This window comes from Pseudomonas sp. 22490 (assembly GCF_052044465.1).
GTDB lineage: Bacteria > Pseudomonadota > Gammaproteobacteria > Pseudomonadales > Pseudomonadaceae > Pseudomonas > Pseudomonas aeruginosa.
This window is the reverse complement of sequence record NZ_JBQENS010000022.1, coordinates 29,845-44,992: the sequence shown is the minus strand read 5'-3', so window position 1 is coordinate 44,992 and position 15,148 is coordinate 29,845. Positions and strand designations below refer to the sequence as shown.

Annotated in this window: 18 protein-coding genes and 1 pseudogene; 3 read left to right on the top strand and 16 right to left on the bottom strand. The window is 66.6% G+C overall.

Translation table 11 applies throughout. The features are described 5' to 3' along the window. Positions 1-436: 436 nt before the first annotated feature. From ACTJJX_RS22595 to ACTJJX_RS22560, 8 genes and pseudogenes are all read right to left on the bottom strand, one after another. Entirely contained in the window at positions 437-1,036 is a 600-nt protein-coding gene (locus ACTJJX_RS22595; RefSeq protein WP_076412931.1) for a S26 family signal peptidase, read from the bottom strand. Then, positions 1,033-1,567: pseudogene (locus tag ACTJJX_RS22590) on the bottom strand (DUF2840 domain-containing protein). The gene ACTJJX_RS22595 and the pseudogene ACTJJX_RS22590 overlap by 4 nt, the downstream one beginning before the upstream one ends. Beyond that, positions 1,564-1,836, bottom strand: a complete 273-nt coding sequence (locus ACTJJX_RS22585) for a hypothetical protein (RefSeq protein WP_043154586.1) — start codon at positions 1,834-1,836, stop codon at positions 1,564-1,566. Before ACTJJX_RS22585 ends, ACTJJX_RS22590 begins: the two are co-directional and overlap by 4 nt. Continuing rightward, positions 1,833-2,471 carry a ParA family partition ATPase gene (gene parA, locus ACTJJX_RS22580; RefSeq protein ID WP_043154561.1) on the bottom strand — a complete coding sequence of 213 codons (639 nt, stop codon included), beginning with the start codon at positions 2,469-2,471 and terminating at the stop codon, positions 1,833-1,835. Before parA ends, ACTJJX_RS22585 begins: the two co-directional genes overlap by 4 nt. A gap of 265 nt (positions 2,472-2,736) precedes the next feature. Beyond that, a complete protein-coding gene (locus tag ACTJJX_RS22575; protein ID WP_043154559.1) occupies positions 2,737-3,594 on the bottom strand; it encodes a replication initiator protein A in 858 nt (285 codons plus the stop codon). 26 nt (positions 3,595-3,620) lie between these two features. After that, entirely contained in the window at positions 3,621-3,896 is a 276-nt protein-coding gene (locus ACTJJX_RS22570) for a helix-turn-helix domain-containing protein (RefSeq protein ID WP_004335979.1), read from the bottom strand. 112 nt (positions 3,897-4,008) lie between these two features. Continuing rightward, entirely contained in the window at positions 4,009-4,779 is a 771-nt protein-coding gene (locus ACTJJX_RS22565) for a DUF2285 domain-containing protein (RefSeq protein WP_043154556.1), read from the bottom strand. A gap of 343 nt (positions 4,780-5,122) precedes the next feature. Further along, positions 5,123-5,473 (bottom strand): DUF2958 domain-containing protein, encoded by a 351-nt coding sequence (locus ACTJJX_RS22560; RefSeq protein WP_028792031.1) that lies wholly within the window; start codon positions 5,471-5,473, stop codon positions 5,123-5,125. 296 nt (positions 5,474-5,769) lie between these two features. Between ACTJJX_RS22560 and ACTJJX_RS22555 the strand changes: the two genes are divergently transcribed. Beyond that, entirely contained in the window at positions 5,770-6,060 is a 291-nt protein-coding gene (locus tag ACTJJX_RS22555; RefSeq protein WP_004335983.1) for a helix-turn-helix domain-containing protein, read from the top strand. Positions 6,061-6,330: 270 nt separating this feature from the next. On the opposite strand, the gene ACTJJX_RS22550 is transcribed toward ACTJJX_RS22555, so the two are convergent. From ACTJJX_RS22550 to ACTJJX_RS22535, 4 genes are all read right to left on the bottom strand, one after another. Continuing rightward, positions 6,331-6,645: a DUF736 domain-containing protein gene (locus ACTJJX_RS22550; protein WP_043154548.1), complete on the bottom strand. Its 315-nt coding sequence runs from the start codon at positions 6,643-6,645 to the stop codon at positions 6,331-6,333. A gap of 763 nt (positions 6,646-7,408) precedes the next feature. Then, complete coding sequence (locus ACTJJX_RS22545) at positions 7,409-7,618, bottom strand: hypothetical protein (protein ID WP_043154546.1); 210 nt, start codon at positions 7,616-7,618, stop codon at positions 7,409-7,411. 60 nt (positions 7,619-7,678) lie between these two features. Continuing rightward, positions 7,679-9,754 (bottom strand): ParB/RepB/Spo0J family partition protein, encoded by a 2,076-nt coding sequence (locus tag ACTJJX_RS22540; RefSeq protein ID WP_043154543.1) that lies wholly within the window; start codon positions 9,752-9,754, stop codon positions 7,679-7,681. 80 nt (positions 9,755-9,834) lie between these two features. Further along, the gene (locus ACTJJX_RS22535) at positions 9,835-10,665 is read right to left on the bottom strand and encodes a DUF932 domain-containing protein (RefSeq protein WP_043154539.1); all 831 of its coding nucleotides are present in this window, start codon (positions 10,663-10,665) and stop codon (positions 9,835-9,837) included. A 626-nt stretch (positions 10,666-11,291) separates the two neighbouring features. On the opposite strand from ACTJJX_RS22535, the gene ACTJJX_RS22530 reads away from it, so the two are divergent. Beyond that, the gene (locus ACTJJX_RS22530) at positions 11,292-11,600 is read left to right on the top strand and encodes a hypothetical protein (protein WP_052158434.1); all 309 of its coding nucleotides are present in this window, start codon (positions 11,292-11,294) and stop codon (positions 11,598-11,600) included. A gap of 59 nt (positions 11,601-11,659) precedes the next feature. Here the strand turns inward: ACTJJX_RS22530 and ACTJJX_RS22525 are convergent, their stop codons facing one another. The 3 genes from ACTJJX_RS22525 to ACTJJX_RS22515 form a co-directional block, all read right to left on the bottom strand. Continuing rightward, complete coding sequence (locus ACTJJX_RS22525; RefSeq protein WP_043154534.1) at positions 11,660-11,938, bottom strand: hypothetical protein; 279 nt, start codon at positions 11,936-11,938, stop codon at positions 11,660-11,662. Between the two features lie 323 nt (positions 11,939-12,261). Beyond that, positions 12,262-12,645 (bottom strand): hypothetical protein, encoded by a 384-nt coding sequence (locus ACTJJX_RS22520; protein ID WP_043154531.1) that lies wholly within the window; start codon positions 12,643-12,645, stop codon positions 12,262-12,264. Between the two features lie 227 nt (positions 12,646-12,872). Next, complete coding sequence (locus ACTJJX_RS22515; protein ID WP_043154526.1) at positions 12,873-13,490, bottom strand: LysE family transporter; 618 nt, start codon at positions 13,488-13,490, stop codon at positions 12,873-12,875. Positions 13,491-13,556: 66 nt separating this feature from the next. Here ACTJJX_RS22515 and ACTJJX_RS22510 point away from each other — a divergent pair, with 66 nt between their 5' ends. After that, positions 13,557-14,480: a LysR family transcriptional regulator gene (locus ACTJJX_RS22510; RefSeq protein ID WP_043154523.1), complete on the top strand. Its 924-nt coding sequence runs from the start codon at positions 13,557-13,559 to the stop codon at positions 14,478-14,480. 42 nt (positions 14,481-14,522) lie between these two features. On the opposite strand, the gene ACTJJX_RS22505 is transcribed toward ACTJJX_RS22510, so the two are convergent. Continuing rightward, positions 14,523-15,035 (bottom strand): JAB domain-containing protein, encoded by a 513-nt coding sequence (locus tag ACTJJX_RS22505; protein WP_043154520.1) that lies wholly within the window; start codon positions 15,033-15,035, stop codon positions 14,523-14,525. Positions 15,036-15,148 lie beyond the last annotated feature (113 nt).

Sequence of the window (15,148 nt, the reverse complement as noted above, 5' to 3'; positions counted from 1 at the left end):
CGTGTCCGGTCGCGCGAAGCACGCGGACATGCCTGCATTGGCGCGGGCCTCGCGCCCCACGCGGCACGGCGGCGAAGCCGCTCCGTGCTGCGTTCCCCCCATGTGCAGACTGGCTTTCGACGCGGCCTGGTGCCGTGTCCTTTTGTCTTGCCTTCCGCCTTTGCCCTTCGCTGGCGCTCCGGGCAGCGGCGGCCCGGCGGCGCTGCTGCGGGAGCAGCCAGCGCGCCGGCGAACGCGCGAACTGACGCCATGAAGGCCGCAGGCCGAGCGCGTTCGAGGCAAGACGCCTGCACGTTGGACGGCTGCGCCGAAGGCAGCGCGAAGTGCGGCGCGAATGCGCCCGCACTGCACGCGCGACGACACGGCGGCAGCCACTGGAACGACATGCCCGATGGCACGATGAGAGGCACGACAACGTGCAGCGAATCGGCGGCCATCATGGGCGTGTCTCCAGCCAGACCGGATGCGCAACGCCGATCACGGCGGATGCGCTGACCGGGCCGAAATACCGGCTGTCGAACGACGCCGGATTGGTCACGCTCAACAGGAACAGTTCGCCCGGCTCAAGGCGGCGGCAAAGCTGCAAGGATGGCAGCGGCCGGCCCAGCCGGTCGGCAGGCAGCACGGTGGCCGCAGGCACGCCGTCGATGCGTACCTGCCCGGCGACGATGCAGACGTGTTGCGGCGCAACCGCGCCCACACGTTTGAGCAGCGGCACGCGCGTCGGCAGGTAGCCGCGCTGCGCGGCCAGCATGGCGGCCCTGTCGGGTAGCGGCACCAGCACGATACTGTCCACGGACAGCGGACGTGGCAGCGAGGCGGTGCGCGGGTCGAACGGTTCGATGCGATACCAGCCGACCGCCACGCTGTTGGACGGGTTGTAGGTCAGACGCGGCAGCGGCGACACGAAAGCCGCCCAGGCCAGCGCAGCGAGGCCGACGGCGGCGAAGCCCGCCAGCGCGAGGCGAGCGCATCGGCGCGAGCGAGGATGCGGCGCGGCTTCTTGCGTGCATGTGGTATTGGATTGGGTCGTCATGGCAGCGCCCTTCCGGCCAGCCAGGCGGCGTGCCGCTCGGCGGTGTATTCGGGCAGCGCCAGGCGGGCCGCCAGACAGTTGCCCAGCGTGCGCCAGTACGCGGACGACACGTCGATGGCGGCGATGCCTTGCCCTTCGATGCCGTCGATGCGTTCCAGCACGGCACGCACCGCGTTTTCGCCTTCGGCGTGCAGCAGCAGGCGTNACGCCGGGGATGCGCTGCATGTCGTCCAGCGGCGTGGCGGCTTGCATCACCATGAGCTGCCAGCGGATCGTGCCGTAGTCGTTTGCTTCCCAGCGCACGCGGCAGAACATGGCACGCGGCAGGAACACCGCGCAGCGCCGCCAGCGGTCGAGCCGCAGCGTGCGCGCCGGTTCTCCGAAGCGCAGGTAGAGCTTGAAACGGGCCTCGATGTAGGCCAGCGAAACGCGCGTCAGCGGCACGTTGCTGGCCTGTCCGGCGAGTGCCGAAAGCGCAGGCAACGGCGTAGCCGGTGCCGCGCCAGCGGCAGGCAAAGCGGATGCGGTCATGGTGTGTTCTCCCTGTGGTGCTCGGGAAACTCGCGCTCCAGCAGACCGCGCAGCAGTTCGGCCACGGTCACGCCTTGCGTGAAGGCCGACACCTTGATGCGCGCCCGCATGGCGGGCGTGATGTCCAGGGTCAGGCGCGCGGTGTAAAGGTCGCCTTTGCCCAGCGCATCGGCATCGCCTTGGCGAATCCACGCTTCTGCGTGCGGATTCGCGGGCGGACGTGCGCCGATGCCGACGCGCTTGCTGCGTGGTGGTGGCTTGGCTGTCATGTCGGCCACCTCAGCAGTTCGTCCACCAGGGCGGTGATTTCGCGGGCGGCGGCGCTGTCGGGCGCTGTCTCGCGTGCGAGCCGGCCAGCGGCCACGCTGTCGGCGAAGACGATGCGCTGATGCACCTCCGAGCGCAGCGCGGGCAGCGGCTGTTCGGCCAGCGACTGCCGCGCCTCGCGGCCGATGATGGTGGTGCTGACGCGCCGGTTGATGACGAAGGCCGCCGCGAGTTGCGGCCGGAACACCTGCGCCTCGCGGATCAGCGAAACCATCTCGGCGCTGGCCCATACGTCGTAGGGGCTGGGCTGCACCGGGATCAGCACGCGCTCGGCCGCCAGCAGCGCGGAGCGCGCCAAGGCGGCAATCCTGGGTGGCCCATCAATGACGACGTGATCGGCCCGTCTGGCGAGTTCTGGCGCTTCCTGATGCAGCGTTTCGCGTGCGAGGCCCACGGCGCTGAACAGCCGTGGCAAGCCTTGCTGGCTTCGGCGCTGCGTCCAGTCCAGCGATGAACCCTGCGGGTCGGCGTCCAGCAGCACGACGTGCTGGCCGCGCATCGCCAGTTCGCCGGCGATGTGCGTGGCGAGCGTGGTCTTGCCGACGCCGCCTTTCTGGTTGAGCAGTGCGACGATCATGGCGCGGCCCTCCTTGCTGGAAAGCCGGGCGTTGCCTGCTCTGCGAAACGCCTTTCGCCGTGCCGTTTGGCGGTTGTCCACCGAAACGGCGCTTCTCTACTAAAAGTTAGAGAATTTAAGTTAGGAATGTTAGAGGGCGACGAAACCCAATGCTGGCAAGGGTTTGCGGCCGATTTTGTTGCCTGATAGCACGAGGATTTGTTGCCTGATAGCACGAGCCTCCTGTTGCCTGATAGCACGAGTGAATTAACAGGTTTTCCCGCAGTTATCCCCGTGCCGTGGGCGGCACGGGCCGGAAGGTCAGCAGTTCGGTTTTCTCGCCAGGCATCCGCTCGATGCCCAGGACGTAGCCGGGCAGCGACTGCCGCGCCACCAGCGCGCGCAGGTCGGCGGCGAAGTCGTAGAAACGCGCCACGCTGCCCGACTTGCGGTACAGGTGCTGGAAATCGAATTGCCAGCCGTGTTCCTGTCGTCCGCCGTGCTTGCGCACCAGGCGGTACAGCCACCGCTCGATGCCACCAGTGAGCCGGAAGTACGTCGGGTCGATGGTCAGCACCAGGGCCGCGTCCACCACGCCCGCGTAGAACCAGTCCGGCAGGATCAGCTCGATGCCCAGCGGTGTGCCGCTGGCATCGGCCAGTTCCTTCCACTCGTTGATCCACGAGAAGCGGTGCAGTCGCCGTCCCGTGGTTTCGCGGATGGACGTGGCCACCGTGGTCGATTGCAGCCGGTCGAGCGCGGCCTTGAGGCGCTGGTAGTCGCGCAGCGACGTACCGCGCCCGATGAAGCGCAGGATCTCGTAGGGACGCACCTGCATCAGCCGCGAGGTCGGGATGCCCGCGTCGCGGGCTTCCACGATCTGCGAGGCGGCCCATATCAGGATGTCGGCATCCCATATCGTGGCGATGCCGTGTTCCTGCGTGCCTTCCACGCGGATGGTGATGCCGCCCGCCCGGAAGTCGATCGGCGCAACGCGCCGCGACTTCGCCAGCGAGAAGAACGGAAAGGCCATCAAGTCCTGGCTGTCGCGCGGCGCCATGTCGCCCGGCAGCGCGCGGAACAGGTCGAGCTGTTCGCGCTGCTGCGCTGGTCGCTGCCGCAGGGGCAGCGATGGGCTGGACATGGCGATGGCCACCGGCGAGCCAGAGATCAGCGGCCGTCACGATAGTCGCCCGCATGCCGCTCGGCGTATTCCGGGTCGGAAGTCGCCGCGTAGCTGCGCGCATCGGCCCAGGCGTCGAGGTCGCTCACGGCATACATGACGCGGCGGCCGAACTTGCGGAACTTCGGCCCGCCACCGATCACGCGCTGTTTCTCCAGCGTGCGCGGCGACAGGCGCAGGTAGTCGGCGGCTTCGTCGTTGGTGAGATAGCGTTGGGGCTGCGCGGGCGCAGCGGCGGCAGGCCGCAAGGGAGCAGGTCGCATGGGAAGTACCTCCATCAAGCCCGGCCACACCACGCGGCCGGATAGAGGCACTTTCAAGAAAGCGAGGCTTCTTGCTAAGGGACGAATTGCAGGGACTGCAAAACGTCCCCCCTTACTGCGATACAACTGGCGGGAGCTGCGCCAGGCTGCGATAGCCGCCGCGCATCAGCGCCTCGCCACGGCGCACCAGCCTCCGCACGCGGGCACGCAAAGCACTGTCTTTGTGCCAGTCGGCCGCGACGGCATCTGCGCCGAACAACCCTTCGGCCACTTCGCGCAAGGATGCACCTGCCAGGGTCGCGTCGAGGGCCTGCAAGGTATGCAGTTCCAGCACCGCGGCCGGCATGGGTCGGGAACGAGCCGCTGCCGCCGGTGCAGCAACCGTGGCGGCGGCCAAGGCATCCAGTTCGGCCGCCAGCGTGCGATAGCGCGCGCAGGGCGTGGCGCAGGCGCGGGTGGCGTAGAGGTAGGCCATGCCATCCTCCAGGCCCGGCCCGAGGGCGAGCCGCAGGCAGCAGCCGGGCCAGTGCGACACCAGCACCAGGCGCTTGCCGTCGTGGATCAGTTGCTTGCGGCCAGGCACGCGCCAGAACTCGAAGGCGTAGGCATCGGGCGGCGGATCTGCATCGGGGTAGAGCTGCACCACGGCATCGTGATCGGGGAACCAGGCCGGATGCGCGTCACGCGCATCCAGGGTGGGATCTTCCAGCAGGCGCAGGCCCCACGCCTGCGCCGCGTCCGGCCGGCGGCGACGGCGCAGCCAGTCGCGGCGGTAGTCGGGATTCCTTCGCAGGTACTCCCAGGCCAGCGCGGGGCCGTCCAGGTGCAGGATGTAGAGATAAGCCGCTGTCGGATACCAGTGTTCGGCGCTGCGATCAGTCATGGCGAGACCTCCCTGTGCTTGGGGTGCGTCGCCACGGATTCCGTCGTGCGGGAGCTATCGAAACGCCATCAGGTCGTCATCAAAAAAGATTAAGCTGTAACTGTCGGTGTCAAGACCGTTTGGCTCCGGCGTGTTGCGGAAATCGTCTGAATGCGACGGCTACGCAACCCGGAAATGGTGCGCGGCATCGGATACCGTGCCGCAGGCCGCGCCAAAGATCATGACTGTTTGCATCAGGCTGGCACCGCTTCGGTGCATCAATGCCGATTGAGACCGTACAGGTCTTGGGTAAGACCGAAATAGTCACAATGCGCCCCGGCTGGCCGGGCTGCGCTGGCCTTCATCAGTCCGTGATCGCGCCGTTTTCCTGCGCCAGCCGGACGTACTCCGACAGCGGGCGTAGCGCCTGGAAATACCGATCCCGCCGCACCGGCAGCTTGCGCGGGCCGACGATGCCGGCCAGGTCGGAGAGCTTGACCGTGCCCAGCGAGGGCATCCCGATACCGAGGTCGATCAGCCCGTAGGCCGTGTCGCCGTCCACCGGGTCGAGCGACACCAGCAGCCAGGTCACATGCGCATCGGGGGTAAACAGCCGCACCACGGGCAGCGGGTCGAGGTGCTGGCCAGCGGCGAGCGCCGCGCCGTGGGCGAGCAGCCGGGCGCGTTCGTCAGCGGTGACAAGTGGCAGGGTCATGGCCGGAACCTCCACGAAACCGAGGATGCACGGATGCGCTTCTGCGTCGAAGCACGGAACCGCCGAACCGTCTCCGTGCTTTCGTGCGCAAGCACGGATGCGCAAGCCATCGCATCCTGAGAAGAACGCAAGCGCAAAAGCGGAATTGTAGAAAGCCGGAAAGACACGGATGCGATTCCCCGGTTCTGCTGGAATCCGTAGATACGGATTTCCGTAAAGGCACGGAACAGCGTTTTTTCGTCAATGAGTTAAAGATAACGTGGTTTTAATTGTCCTTCGATTCGACGCTTCTGTCTATGCAGAAGCGATCCGTTCAGCCAGGCCGACCGGCCGGCGTTACCACCTTCGATGCCGATCTGGCGCAAGCCTTCGGCGCGGCGGTGCGCGCGCTACGGATGGAGCGAGGGATTGCGCAAGAATCGCTGGCGCACCTGGCCGGCATCGAGCGTTCGCACATGGGCAAGGTCGAGCGTGGCGAACACATGCCCACGCTGGCGGCCATCTTCAAGATCGCCCGCGCACTCGATTGCAGTACGGCGGTGCTGATGGCCGAGACGGAAAGCCAGATCGCGGCGTCCGAGACATAGCCGCAAGCGGAGCGCGCAGCGCCATCAGGCGCGAAGGCGTGAGGGATTGAAGCCGCATGGCCGTGACGGCTTGCCGGTACGGGGCGCAGCCCGAAAGCCCGGCGGCGCTTCCAGCGCCGACACGCCATCTTGCGCTTGCTGCCACGGGCTTCGAGCCATTCGACCATCACCGATGCGATGCCGTCGCTGGACATGCGGGGCAGGAGACAACCGCCGAAACCATGTGCGTGCGGCGCTGCGATCAGCAGCATCGNNCGCGGTGGGCGGCCGTCAGGCCGCCTTGGGCTTGTTGCGCGACCAGATCAGGTCGTGCGTGCCGTTCTCACCTTCGATCAGGCGGGCATAGACGGTCGCCGGGAACGAAGGATCGTCCAGGGTCACGGACACGTAGGGGCGCCCGGCCTCGCTGGTCTTCCTCCACGCAGCGCCGATGTCGTGGCCAGCCGCTTGCAGGCGGTAGTCGGGAGCGTTCTCGTTGTCGCCCTTGTCGTTGGGAACCAGCTTGACCTTGACGTTGAGGGTCAGGGTGCGAAGCGTGCCGGTGAAGCCGTCTTTCTCTGCGGTGAAGGTGCCGATGTTTGCCATGATGAATTTCCTTTCGGTTGAACAGGGTTCGCGCCCATCGCGTCCTGTTGTGATCCGACCGGCGGGGGACGGGCTGGCTGCACCGCTTGCGGGCGCAACGCAGTGGAGCGCCTGGAAGCGAAAAGAATTTGTCCCGCGAGGAATGCGCGCAGCGCAGGGGAAATTGTTTTCGCTGGAAGGTTGCAGCCATAGAAGCCCGGCCACCGCCAGGATTCACAAACAGAAAGGACGCCTTGGGCCGACCCGCTCCGAAAGGAAACATGGCCGACTCGGCTCCCCGCGTGACGGCTTCATCGGCTTGCGCCCTGACACGGGCAAGGACAACGCCCAGCGACAAGGTGAAAGCGTCCCTGACGTAGCAGGTGGCTTCTTGCCTGAGGCGTGGCGTGGAAGCTCCATTGCAAGGCCGGGCGGCGTGTCGGTGAACCGTCCTTCGTGACGTACAAGCGACGAACCGCCAGCGTCGAGGACGGCACGCTTTCATGCAACCTGTGGCAGCAAGCCGGGGCGTAGGCCCACAAGCCCCGATCATTGTGGCGGGGCGCATTCGGAATGTCGTCGGTGCTGTGCGCCGACGCACTGATGGGCTTCGAGGGTTTCTCGCGCACAAGGCTACTTGTGCGCCGCCCCTGCGTCGCCTGCCCGAAGGCGGCGCAGGGGCGCTCTGGCTTTGGGCCTTGAACACCGGGCGCGGCCACGACCGCGCCCGGATTTTTGGCATTCCCCGCGCCCAAGACGGAACGGCTTGGGCGCGGGCTGCTCCCTATTCTTTGGTTTCGATGATCCACCACACGGCACGCGGCAAGGCGCGGCCCGTAATGGGGTGCAGGTCGGTCAGGGCGGCGCGGGCTGTCCAGCCGCGAGGCGGGCGGTAGCCGCGCACGTCGCCAGCGCCATGCCAGCGGCGGGCGCGTACCGTGCCGGGGGCGTAGGTCGCGGCCATGCGGGGGCGGTTCGTGGTGTCGTGGCTCATGGGGGAATCCTCGGCATGAAGCGCCCCGGCCGGAACCGGGGCGCTATCTGTGGTGCAAGGTCACGCGGCCAGTGCCTCGGCCTGCGGCTGCTCATCCGCCACGGCGGCGACTTCCTCCGGCGGTTCGGCTTCCTCGTCCGCCGTCACGTCCTGCGCGTCCTGCTGCGGGGCTTCGGCACGGAAGATGGCGGGCATCCAGCCGGTGCCATCGGCCAGCCGCTCGGCTTCGCTGGCAATGTCGCCTTTCTTCAACTTCGCCAGCCGGGTGACGTGCACCGGGGCGTACTGCTCCACGGCTTCCAGAATTGCGGCCTTCGGCACATGCTGGAAATAGCCGTCAGCGGTGGGCTTCCACCATGCGGCCATGTCCAAGCCGACAGCCTGCGCCAGTTCCGCGCCCGGTTGCTGCGTCGTAGCGCGGGGCGTCACCACGTCCACCGTGGAAGCCACGCACACGGCCAGCAGCCGCACCAGTTCATCCTGCGACTTCGCCACCAGCGCGGCGAATAGTTCGGCGCTGTCCTCCGGCAAGGCTTCGCCCGCGACTTCCTGCAAGGTGCGCAGCGCCACGGCGGCAGGCGATTCCGACACGTCCGGGGCAAGGCTTTCCAGCCGGTCTTGCACTTTCAGGCTCACGCCCAGCGGCAGGTCGTGCCCGTAGTGGCTTTCCTGCAAGACGGTCTGCACCATGCCATGCACCAGCGCGGCCAGCGCCACTTGCGGATGCCGGGCGACTTCGATTTGCAGCGCGGTGGTGCGGTGGGCGCTCAACCGCTGCGCCAGCTTGTCAGACATGGCGGCGGTCTTGGGCTGCCCTTCGCTGTCTCCGTCCTCGCCTTCGTCGTCGTTCTCGGCTTCTGTGCCGCCGAAACCCTGCCGCAGCCGTTCCAGCGTGCGCAGCGCCTTGGCTTCGGCTTCGCGCATCAGGCCGCGATGCACCACGGCTTCGCCGCTGCGGTCGATGGTGACGATGGCACCGGCTGCCGCCTTCACGTTCGCGCCGTAGTCCTGCAAGCCATCTTCCAGCGCCTGCAACTGCTCGCCCAGGCGTTCGCCTTCCTCCTGCAAGGCATCGGCCTTTTCCTCGTCGTCGGCGTCCAGCGCGGCATCCACGGCCTCGGCCAGTTCGTGCAGCTTGGCTTGCAGCTTCTCGATGCGTGCGGCTTCGCGCTTGTTCGGTTCGCGGCGTTCCCTCGGGGCGCGTTGGAAGGCGTGCAGGTCGGCATGGGTCGTGCCGGGCGTGGCATCCACCCATGCCCATCCCTCGGCCTTCACCTCTGCGGCGATGCCTGCCAGCTTGTCTTGCGCCAGCCGTTCCAGCAGCGCGGCATCGGTCAGATACACGCCCGCATCGCCTTCGGCGAACAGGTCGCGGCGGATGCCGCCGCCTGCGGCGTCGTAGGTGTCCAGCCCGACGAAGCGCACCAGCGGATGCCGGTAGGCGTCGATTTCGCGTTCGGTCAGACGGTCGCGCAGCGCGGACGGCTGGCGCTGCCACGTTGGCGCATCGTAGAAGGCGCTTTCCTGCGCGGCGTGGTCGTCGGTGATGGCAAGGGCCATCAGCTGGTCGAGCGCGACGGCATCGGCGCGGTAGTCGGCCAGCAGGCGCGGCGACACGTTGGCGAGTTTCAGGCGGCGTTGCACCACCAGCGGCGTGACGCTGAAATCCGCTGCAATGTCCTCGATGCTGCGGCCATCGGCCACCAGCGCGGCGAATGCCTCAAACTGGTCGGCGGGGTGCATGGCTTCGCGCTGCACGTTCTCGGTGAGGCTGGCCGTGCGGGCGGTGCCATCGGCCACCAGCAGGCAAGGCACTTCCCATTCCTTGCTGATGCGGTGCTTCTTCGCCAGCAGCTTCAACGCGGCGAGGCGACGGCCACCGGCCACCACTTCGTAATGCTCGCCATCGGCGGCGGCAATGATGATGAGGTTTTGCAGCAGGCCGACACGCTGGATGCTGGCGGCGAGTTCGGGAATGGACATGCGCGGGGTCTTGCGCACGTTGCGGCCAGTCGGCCGCGACACCAGCCGCGACAGAGGGACAAGAATCAGGTTCTTGGTCGGGTCGGCGGTTTCCAGCGGGATAGCGGCGGCGGTGTTGAGGGCGCGGGCTTCGGTTTGGGTAATGGCGTTCATGGTGATAACTCCTAACGGTTCAGGGATGCAGCAACGAGGGATGCGGCAAGGGCTGCTGCCTGCCCCTGCCGCGTGGGGAATCAGGCTTTCAACTGGCGCATGCCATCGGCCAGCAGCCAGAGGGCGCGATTCAGTCGGATGTTTTGGTCGATGCCCTGCACCGGGCGGGTTTGCTGCCGGCGTCCGTTGGCGCTGCGCCCGCGCAGGCCGCCTTGGGTCAGGTTCTCTTGCGTGCGGTTGAACACGCTCCACAAGTCCGGGCGGCGGTCATCAAAGCGGCGCGGCATCAGGATTTGCGATTCGGTGATGGGTGCGGGCTTTTTATCGGTGGGGTCGTACTTGAGTGCCAGCGCGGAACGGGCGAACACTTCGGCCTCGCCTTCGTCCAGCGTGATGGCGCGCATGGCATCGCGGGAATCCTTCACCCGGTCGAAGCCGCGCAAGACTTCGTAAGCGCCTTCGATGACATGCCCGGAAACATCGCCCTTGTGCGGCACGCGCACATCGGCCACGGTGTCGCCGCAGACAAGGCCATTGCTGCACACGAACCGGAACATGCCGGCCAGCATCTGATAGCTGCTCGTCCCGTCATGCGAGTTCAGCAACACAATTTCATTGGCCTCCGCGCCGTTGATCTGGCTGGCGTGGCGCAGGCGCAGCATGTGTTTGGTGTGCTCGCGCTTACCTTGGTCGCGCACGCGGGTCTGCGTCACCATGAAGGGCTGGAACCCTTCTTTGCGAAGCTCGGCCAGCACGGCGGCGGTGGGGATATAGGCGTAACGCTGCGAACGGCTTTCATGCGGCGCGTCCGCGAAGATGGACGGCGCTACGCGGTGAATCTGGTCATCGGTCAGCGGGTAGTCGCTGCGCAGCGAGGGGGAACGGGAAGCGAATCGGGATGCGAGTTGCATGGTCTTTCTCCTGACGAAAAGGGTTTGCTGTTCACACCGCACACCGGATTCCTAGATTCGGAGCCCAGCCTTTCGGCTGTTCGGTGCGGTCGGCACGAGGAACCCGGTTGGCCCTGTTGCCACCGTCTTTCCTGAGTTCATCGCCCGCGGCCAAAGGAGCGCGCGGACGGGGGCCGTCAAGGAAACAAGCGCGGGGTTGGTGCGGCCCGCAGGCGCAGCCGAGGACACGGCCCTGCGCGCCTTGACGGCACACGGAAGCGGGCTACGGTCGCGGACAAGGTGATGAAGTCAGGGGAGACGGCTGGACATGGCAACGGCCGCCCTTGTGTGACGAACCGCACGGCAAGCGAAGCGCGCAGGCCCGGATCTGGAAGCCGGGCCGGAGGCGTCAGCCGAGCGGAGCGAGGGAACGATGGAAGCCCGTCAGGGGCGAAACCCCGCAGGGGGTTCGATGCGCAGCACGACAGCGCGACCGGCCATGTTTTCTGGCCGGGGACGCCCATCCCGCCTTTGCCTTGGCGCTGCTGGAGCTGATGCCGAAATCGGTGCGTTTTTGAGCGAATTTCGACTGGAGACAAAGAAGGTGCCTGCCTATCGTGAAGGCTTCCCAACTTCGGAGAGTTCCCGTGACACAACAACCTTGCACCGAGGCTTCAACGACCAGCGCATCACCGTCAGGCATCTTTCTGCCCTCGATGGTCTGGACGACCGACCGCGAGACAGTCGCAGCGGAGAAAAAGCGGCTGCTGGCCCTGCATCAGCAGCTCAATGCCGTGGTGAACAACGCGCACCATGCCGACGAATGCGCCACCTGGCACATGATGGCCGAGGCGTCGCTGTTCCAGTTGGATCAAGACATTGACGCGCTGTTCGACTGGCTGGAAGCCAATGAGCGCGGACAACGGCGAGAGCGCCCGGACAGGATGTACGACTGACGCCATACAGTGCCGATCCGGCGCCAGCCGGTTCGGCGGCATCGAGGGGCGCGAAGGCATTAAGCCGCGTCGTCAGGGCGCAGGCTGGATTCCGCGACTGGCATCCAGGGCGAGGTCGAATTGATGAAGTAGCGTCGGCCGAGCGCGTACAGCCCGCAAGGCCCGGCAGGCTGATAGAACCCGGTGACGCGGCGATGGAACTGTGCGCCGAAGTCGTTGGTGTAGATCACCGCGTCGCCGATCTTGAAGCGCAGCGGCTGGCCGTTCTCCGGCGCGAACGGCTTGTGCGCGTCGTGCTGTGCCGAAACTTCGATGACCCAATCGTGATGGCTGCTCATGACATGAACTCCTGAAAGGTTGCCGGGCGGAATTGCCCGCCCCTTTCGGGGCACGGCGCAGCGCAAGCAGTCAGGGGTCGCAGACGGCCGCCAGGACGCAAGCGCGCACAAGCGCGCGCCGCCCTTGACGGCGAGAACGCCGTGGCACGATGAAGGGAACAGCAAGACCGCCCACACCCTCCATGCGCCTCGGCGCGGCAGATTCGCCAGACACCATCTGGCTTTTTCGAGGTGGCATTGCGCGAAAGCGCGAAGGACGCGGATACAGCAAAAAAAATGGCGCGTCGTCCCGAAGGACAACGCGCCGGATGGTGGCTGTGCGATCAATGCGCGGTCATCGCCTGCAACTGCTCGATCACGCCGGGTTCAACGAACACGCAGGGCTGCTTGTCCTCGATAGGCACGTTGAACACATCGGCGAATACCTCGCGTTTCAGGTGCGCCAGGCGGCCCGTGCGGTACGCCTGTTCGGGCTTCATGCGGCCGCTGGCCTGTGAGCCGCTGCGCTGCGGGTCGCATTCGACCAAGGCGACAAAGCCATCGTCGGACAGCTTCTGATGTTCCGGGCACAAGCCCCAGCCTGTCGCCGTGTGGCGCTCCATGCTCGCGCGCAGGCGCTTGTCCAGCAGGATCGCGCCGGTGTCGAAGCGAGCGCCGCAGACCAGGCAAACGTGTTGTTCGAGGGAAACGTGCGATTTGTCGTTCATGACGATCTCCGGTTGCACGGGCGGAATTGCCCGGAACCGTCGCCAGCACGACGCAGCGCAGCCGTCAGGGGTCAAGGACGGCCACGGGCCGCAAGCGTGCTCGCACGCGCAGCCCTTGACGGAGAGAACGACGTGATACGGTGAAGGGGACAGCAAGACCGCCCCACGTCATGCACAAACCTTGGCATGCTGAATTTCCGAAACACTGTCTCGGATTTCCGTGGCGGTCAGCGTGAGCCGCGCGCCACCGCCAGCAGAACGCCGAAGCCGACCAGCAGCCCGCCGAAAGCACGGTCGATCCAATGGCGCACCGCCAGCAGCCGGTCGCGCACGGCCCCGGCCGAGAAGCACAAGGCGACCAAGGCGAACCAGGCCATGTGCGCCACGGAGATGAAAGCGCCATAGCCGATCTGCACCGCCAGCGGGGTGTCCGGCCGCACCACCTGCATGAACAGGCTGACGATGAACACCGTGGTCTTGGGATTCAGCGCATTGGTCAGGAAGCCGGTGCGCAGCGCCGCCGCATCCGACAGCGGCGCCACGGTGCTGTCAGCCAGCGCGCCGGCAGGCTTGGCCCGCAGCATCTTCACACCGAGATAGACCAGATACGCGGCACCGACCAGCTTGATGGCATTGAACAGCCACAACGACTGCTGGATCAGCAGGCCCACGCCGACCAGCGTATAGGTGACATGCACCAGCACGCCCAGGCCGATGCCCAGGGCCGTCAGCACACCGGCGCGACGCGACAGCATCAGGCTGTTGCGCGTGACCATCGCAAAGTCCGGCCCAGGGCTGATGACAGCCAGCAAGGTGATTGTGATGACAGCTATCAGTTCTGGCATGGCGTATCCTGTCGAATAACAACGAATTGTCGAGATACTACCGACGAAAATCCCCAGTGAATAACGATGCTTTCTGACAAGAATGGTGAGCTGGAATCACCATTGACCGACACGCGCCTGCCTTCGCTGCTGGCCTTGCGCTGCTTCGAGGCAGCGGCCCGGCTGGAGAATTTCAGCCGGGCCGCCGACGAACTGCACCTGACCCACGGCGCGGTCAGCCGGGCCGTGGGTCTGCTCGAAGACGAGCTGGGCGTGGCCCTGTTCGAGCGCCGCAGCCGGCGCGTGTTCCTGACCGATGACGGGCGCACACTGGCGCGCGCCGTGGGCAATGGCCTGGATCTGATGCGGCAGGCCGTCGGCGAGCTGCGTGCCAGCGCCCGCCAGGGGCGGCGCTGGGTGCTGTCGTGCGAGCCGACCTTGCTGATGCGCTGGCTGATCCTGCGCTGGCCGGACTTCCAGGCCCGGCATCCGGGGATCGACGTGCATCTGGTGGCCGGCGGCGGGTCGTTCTCCTTCGCCAGCGGCATCGACCTGGCCATCCGTCGCGACGACTTCCCCTGGCCCGAGGGCTACCACGCCGAACCCTTGTTCGCGGAAAAGGTCGGCCCGGTCTGCCGCCCCGACAAGGTGGCGACCTGGTTCTCCACGAAGAAGGCCGGCGCCGTGCTCAAGGCCGGCGCACCGCGCCTGCACACGCGCACGCGGCCGGGCGCATGGTCGGAATGGGCGACGGCCGCAGGCCAGCCCGTGTCGGACGCGCCGGGGCAGACCTTCGAGCACTTCTATTTCAGCTTGCAGGCGGCCGTGGCCGGCCTCGGCGTCGCCATCGGCCCCTGGCACCTGGTGCGCGACGATCTGGACAGCGGCGTGCTGGCCGCGCCGCTCGGCTTCATCGAAGACGGCTCGCGTTACTGCCTGCTATCGCCCCAGCCCCTGCCGCCCGATGGGCCGCAGGCCGACTTGCTGGCATGGTTGCGGGCAATGGCCTGAGCGAGCTGCGGACGCAGCAAAAAGGGGCCGAAGCCCCTTCGGTCAGAGCAGGCCGTGTTCGGCAAATGAAGTGGTCTTGCTGCCCGCCACGATGATGTGATCCAGCGTGCGGACATCCACCAGCGCCAGCACCTCCTTGAGCTGCTTGGTCAGCACCTTGTCTGCGGCGCTCGGCTCCGGGTTCCCGCTCGGGTGGTTGTGCGAAATGACGACTGCCGCCGCGTTGTGACGCAGGGCCGTCTTGACCACTTCGCGCGGATGCACCTCGGCCGAGTCGATCGTGCCGCGGAACATCTCGGCATACTCGATCAGGCGATGCTGTGTATCGAGGAACAGCACCGCGAACACCTCATGCTCGAAGCCGGCCAGCTTGGCGCGCAGGTACTCCTTGACGGCCGCCGGCGACGTGAATGAATCCCCGCGCTGCATCTTGTGCTCGATGGCCTGGCGCGCAGCTTCCAGAATCTGGTCGGCCGTCGCCGGCCGATAGCGGCCGCGACCATCGCGCACCATGAGCGGAGAATCGACGGAAGGAAGAAGGGTCAGTTGCGACATGATCGTGCTCCGGTTGCTCGGGCGGAATTGCCCGGAACCGTGGCGAGCACGGCGCAGCGCAAGCAGTCAGGGATCGAAGACGGCCATCAGGCCGCAAGCGTGCGAGCACGCGC

Coding starts and splice junctions, on each gene's coding strand:
- ACTJJX_RS22595 (WP_076412931.1), bottom strand. CDS start 1,036: ATGACGACCCAATCCAATACCACATGCACGCAAGAAGCCGCGCCGCAT.
- ACTJJX_RS22585 (WP_043154586.1), bottom strand. CDS start 1,836: ATGACAGCCAAGCCACCACCACGCAGCAAGCGCGTCGGCATCGGCGCA.
- parA (WP_043154561.1), bottom strand. CDS start 2,471: ATGATCGTCGCACTGCTCAACCAGAAAGGCGGCGTCGGCAAGACCACG.
- ACTJJX_RS22575 (WP_043154559.1), bottom strand. CDS start 3,594: ATGTCCAGCCCATCGCTGCCCCTGCGGCAGCGACCAGCGCAGCAGCGC.
- ACTJJX_RS22570 (WP_004335979.1), bottom strand. CDS start 3,896: ATGCGACCTGCTCCCTTGCGGCCTGCCGCCGCTGCGCCCGCGCAGCCC.
- ACTJJX_RS22565 (WP_043154556.1), bottom strand. CDS start 4,779: ATGACTGATCGCAGCGCCGAACACTGGTATCCGACAGCGGCTTATCTC.
- ACTJJX_RS22560 (WP_028792031.1), bottom strand. CDS start 5,473: ATGACCCTGCCACTTGTCACCGCTGACGAACGCGCCCGGCTGCTCGCC.
- ACTJJX_RS22555 (WP_004335983.1), top strand. CDS start 5,770: ATGCAGAAGCGATCCGTTCAGCCAGGCCGACCGGCCGGCGTTACCACC.
- ACTJJX_RS22550 (WP_043154548.1), bottom strand. CDS start 6,645: ATGGCAAACATCGGCACCTTCACCGCAGAGAAAGACGGCTTCACCGGC.
- ACTJJX_RS22545 (WP_043154546.1), bottom strand. CDS start 7,618: ATGAGCCACGACACCACGAACCGCCCCCGCATGGCCGCGACCTACGCC.
- ACTJJX_RS22540 (WP_043154543.1), bottom strand. CDS start 9,754: ATGAACGCCATTACCCAAACCGAAGCCCGCGCCCTCAACACCGCCGCC.
- ACTJJX_RS22535 (WP_043154539.1), bottom strand. CDS start 10,665: ATGCAACTCGCATCCCGATTCGCTTCCCGTTCCCCCTCGCTGCGCAGC.
- ACTJJX_RS22525 (WP_043154534.1), bottom strand. CDS start 11,938: ATGAGCAGCCATCACGATTGGGTCATCGAAGTTTCGGCACAGCACGAC.
- ACTJJX_RS22520 (WP_043154531.1), bottom strand. CDS start 12,645: ATGAACGACAAATCGCACGTTTCCCTCGAACAACACGTTTGCCTGGTC.
- ACTJJX_RS22515 (WP_043154526.1), bottom strand. CDS start 13,490: ATGCCAGAACTGATAGCTGTCATCACAATCACCTTGCTGGCTGTCATC.
- ACTJJX_RS22510 (WP_043154523.1), top strand. CDS start 13,557: ATGCTTTCTGACAAGAATGGTGAGCTGGAATCACCATTGACCGACACG.
- ACTJJX_RS22505 (WP_043154520.1), bottom strand. CDS start 15,035: ATGTCGCAACTGACCCTTCTTCCTTCCGTCGATTCTCCGCTCATGGTG.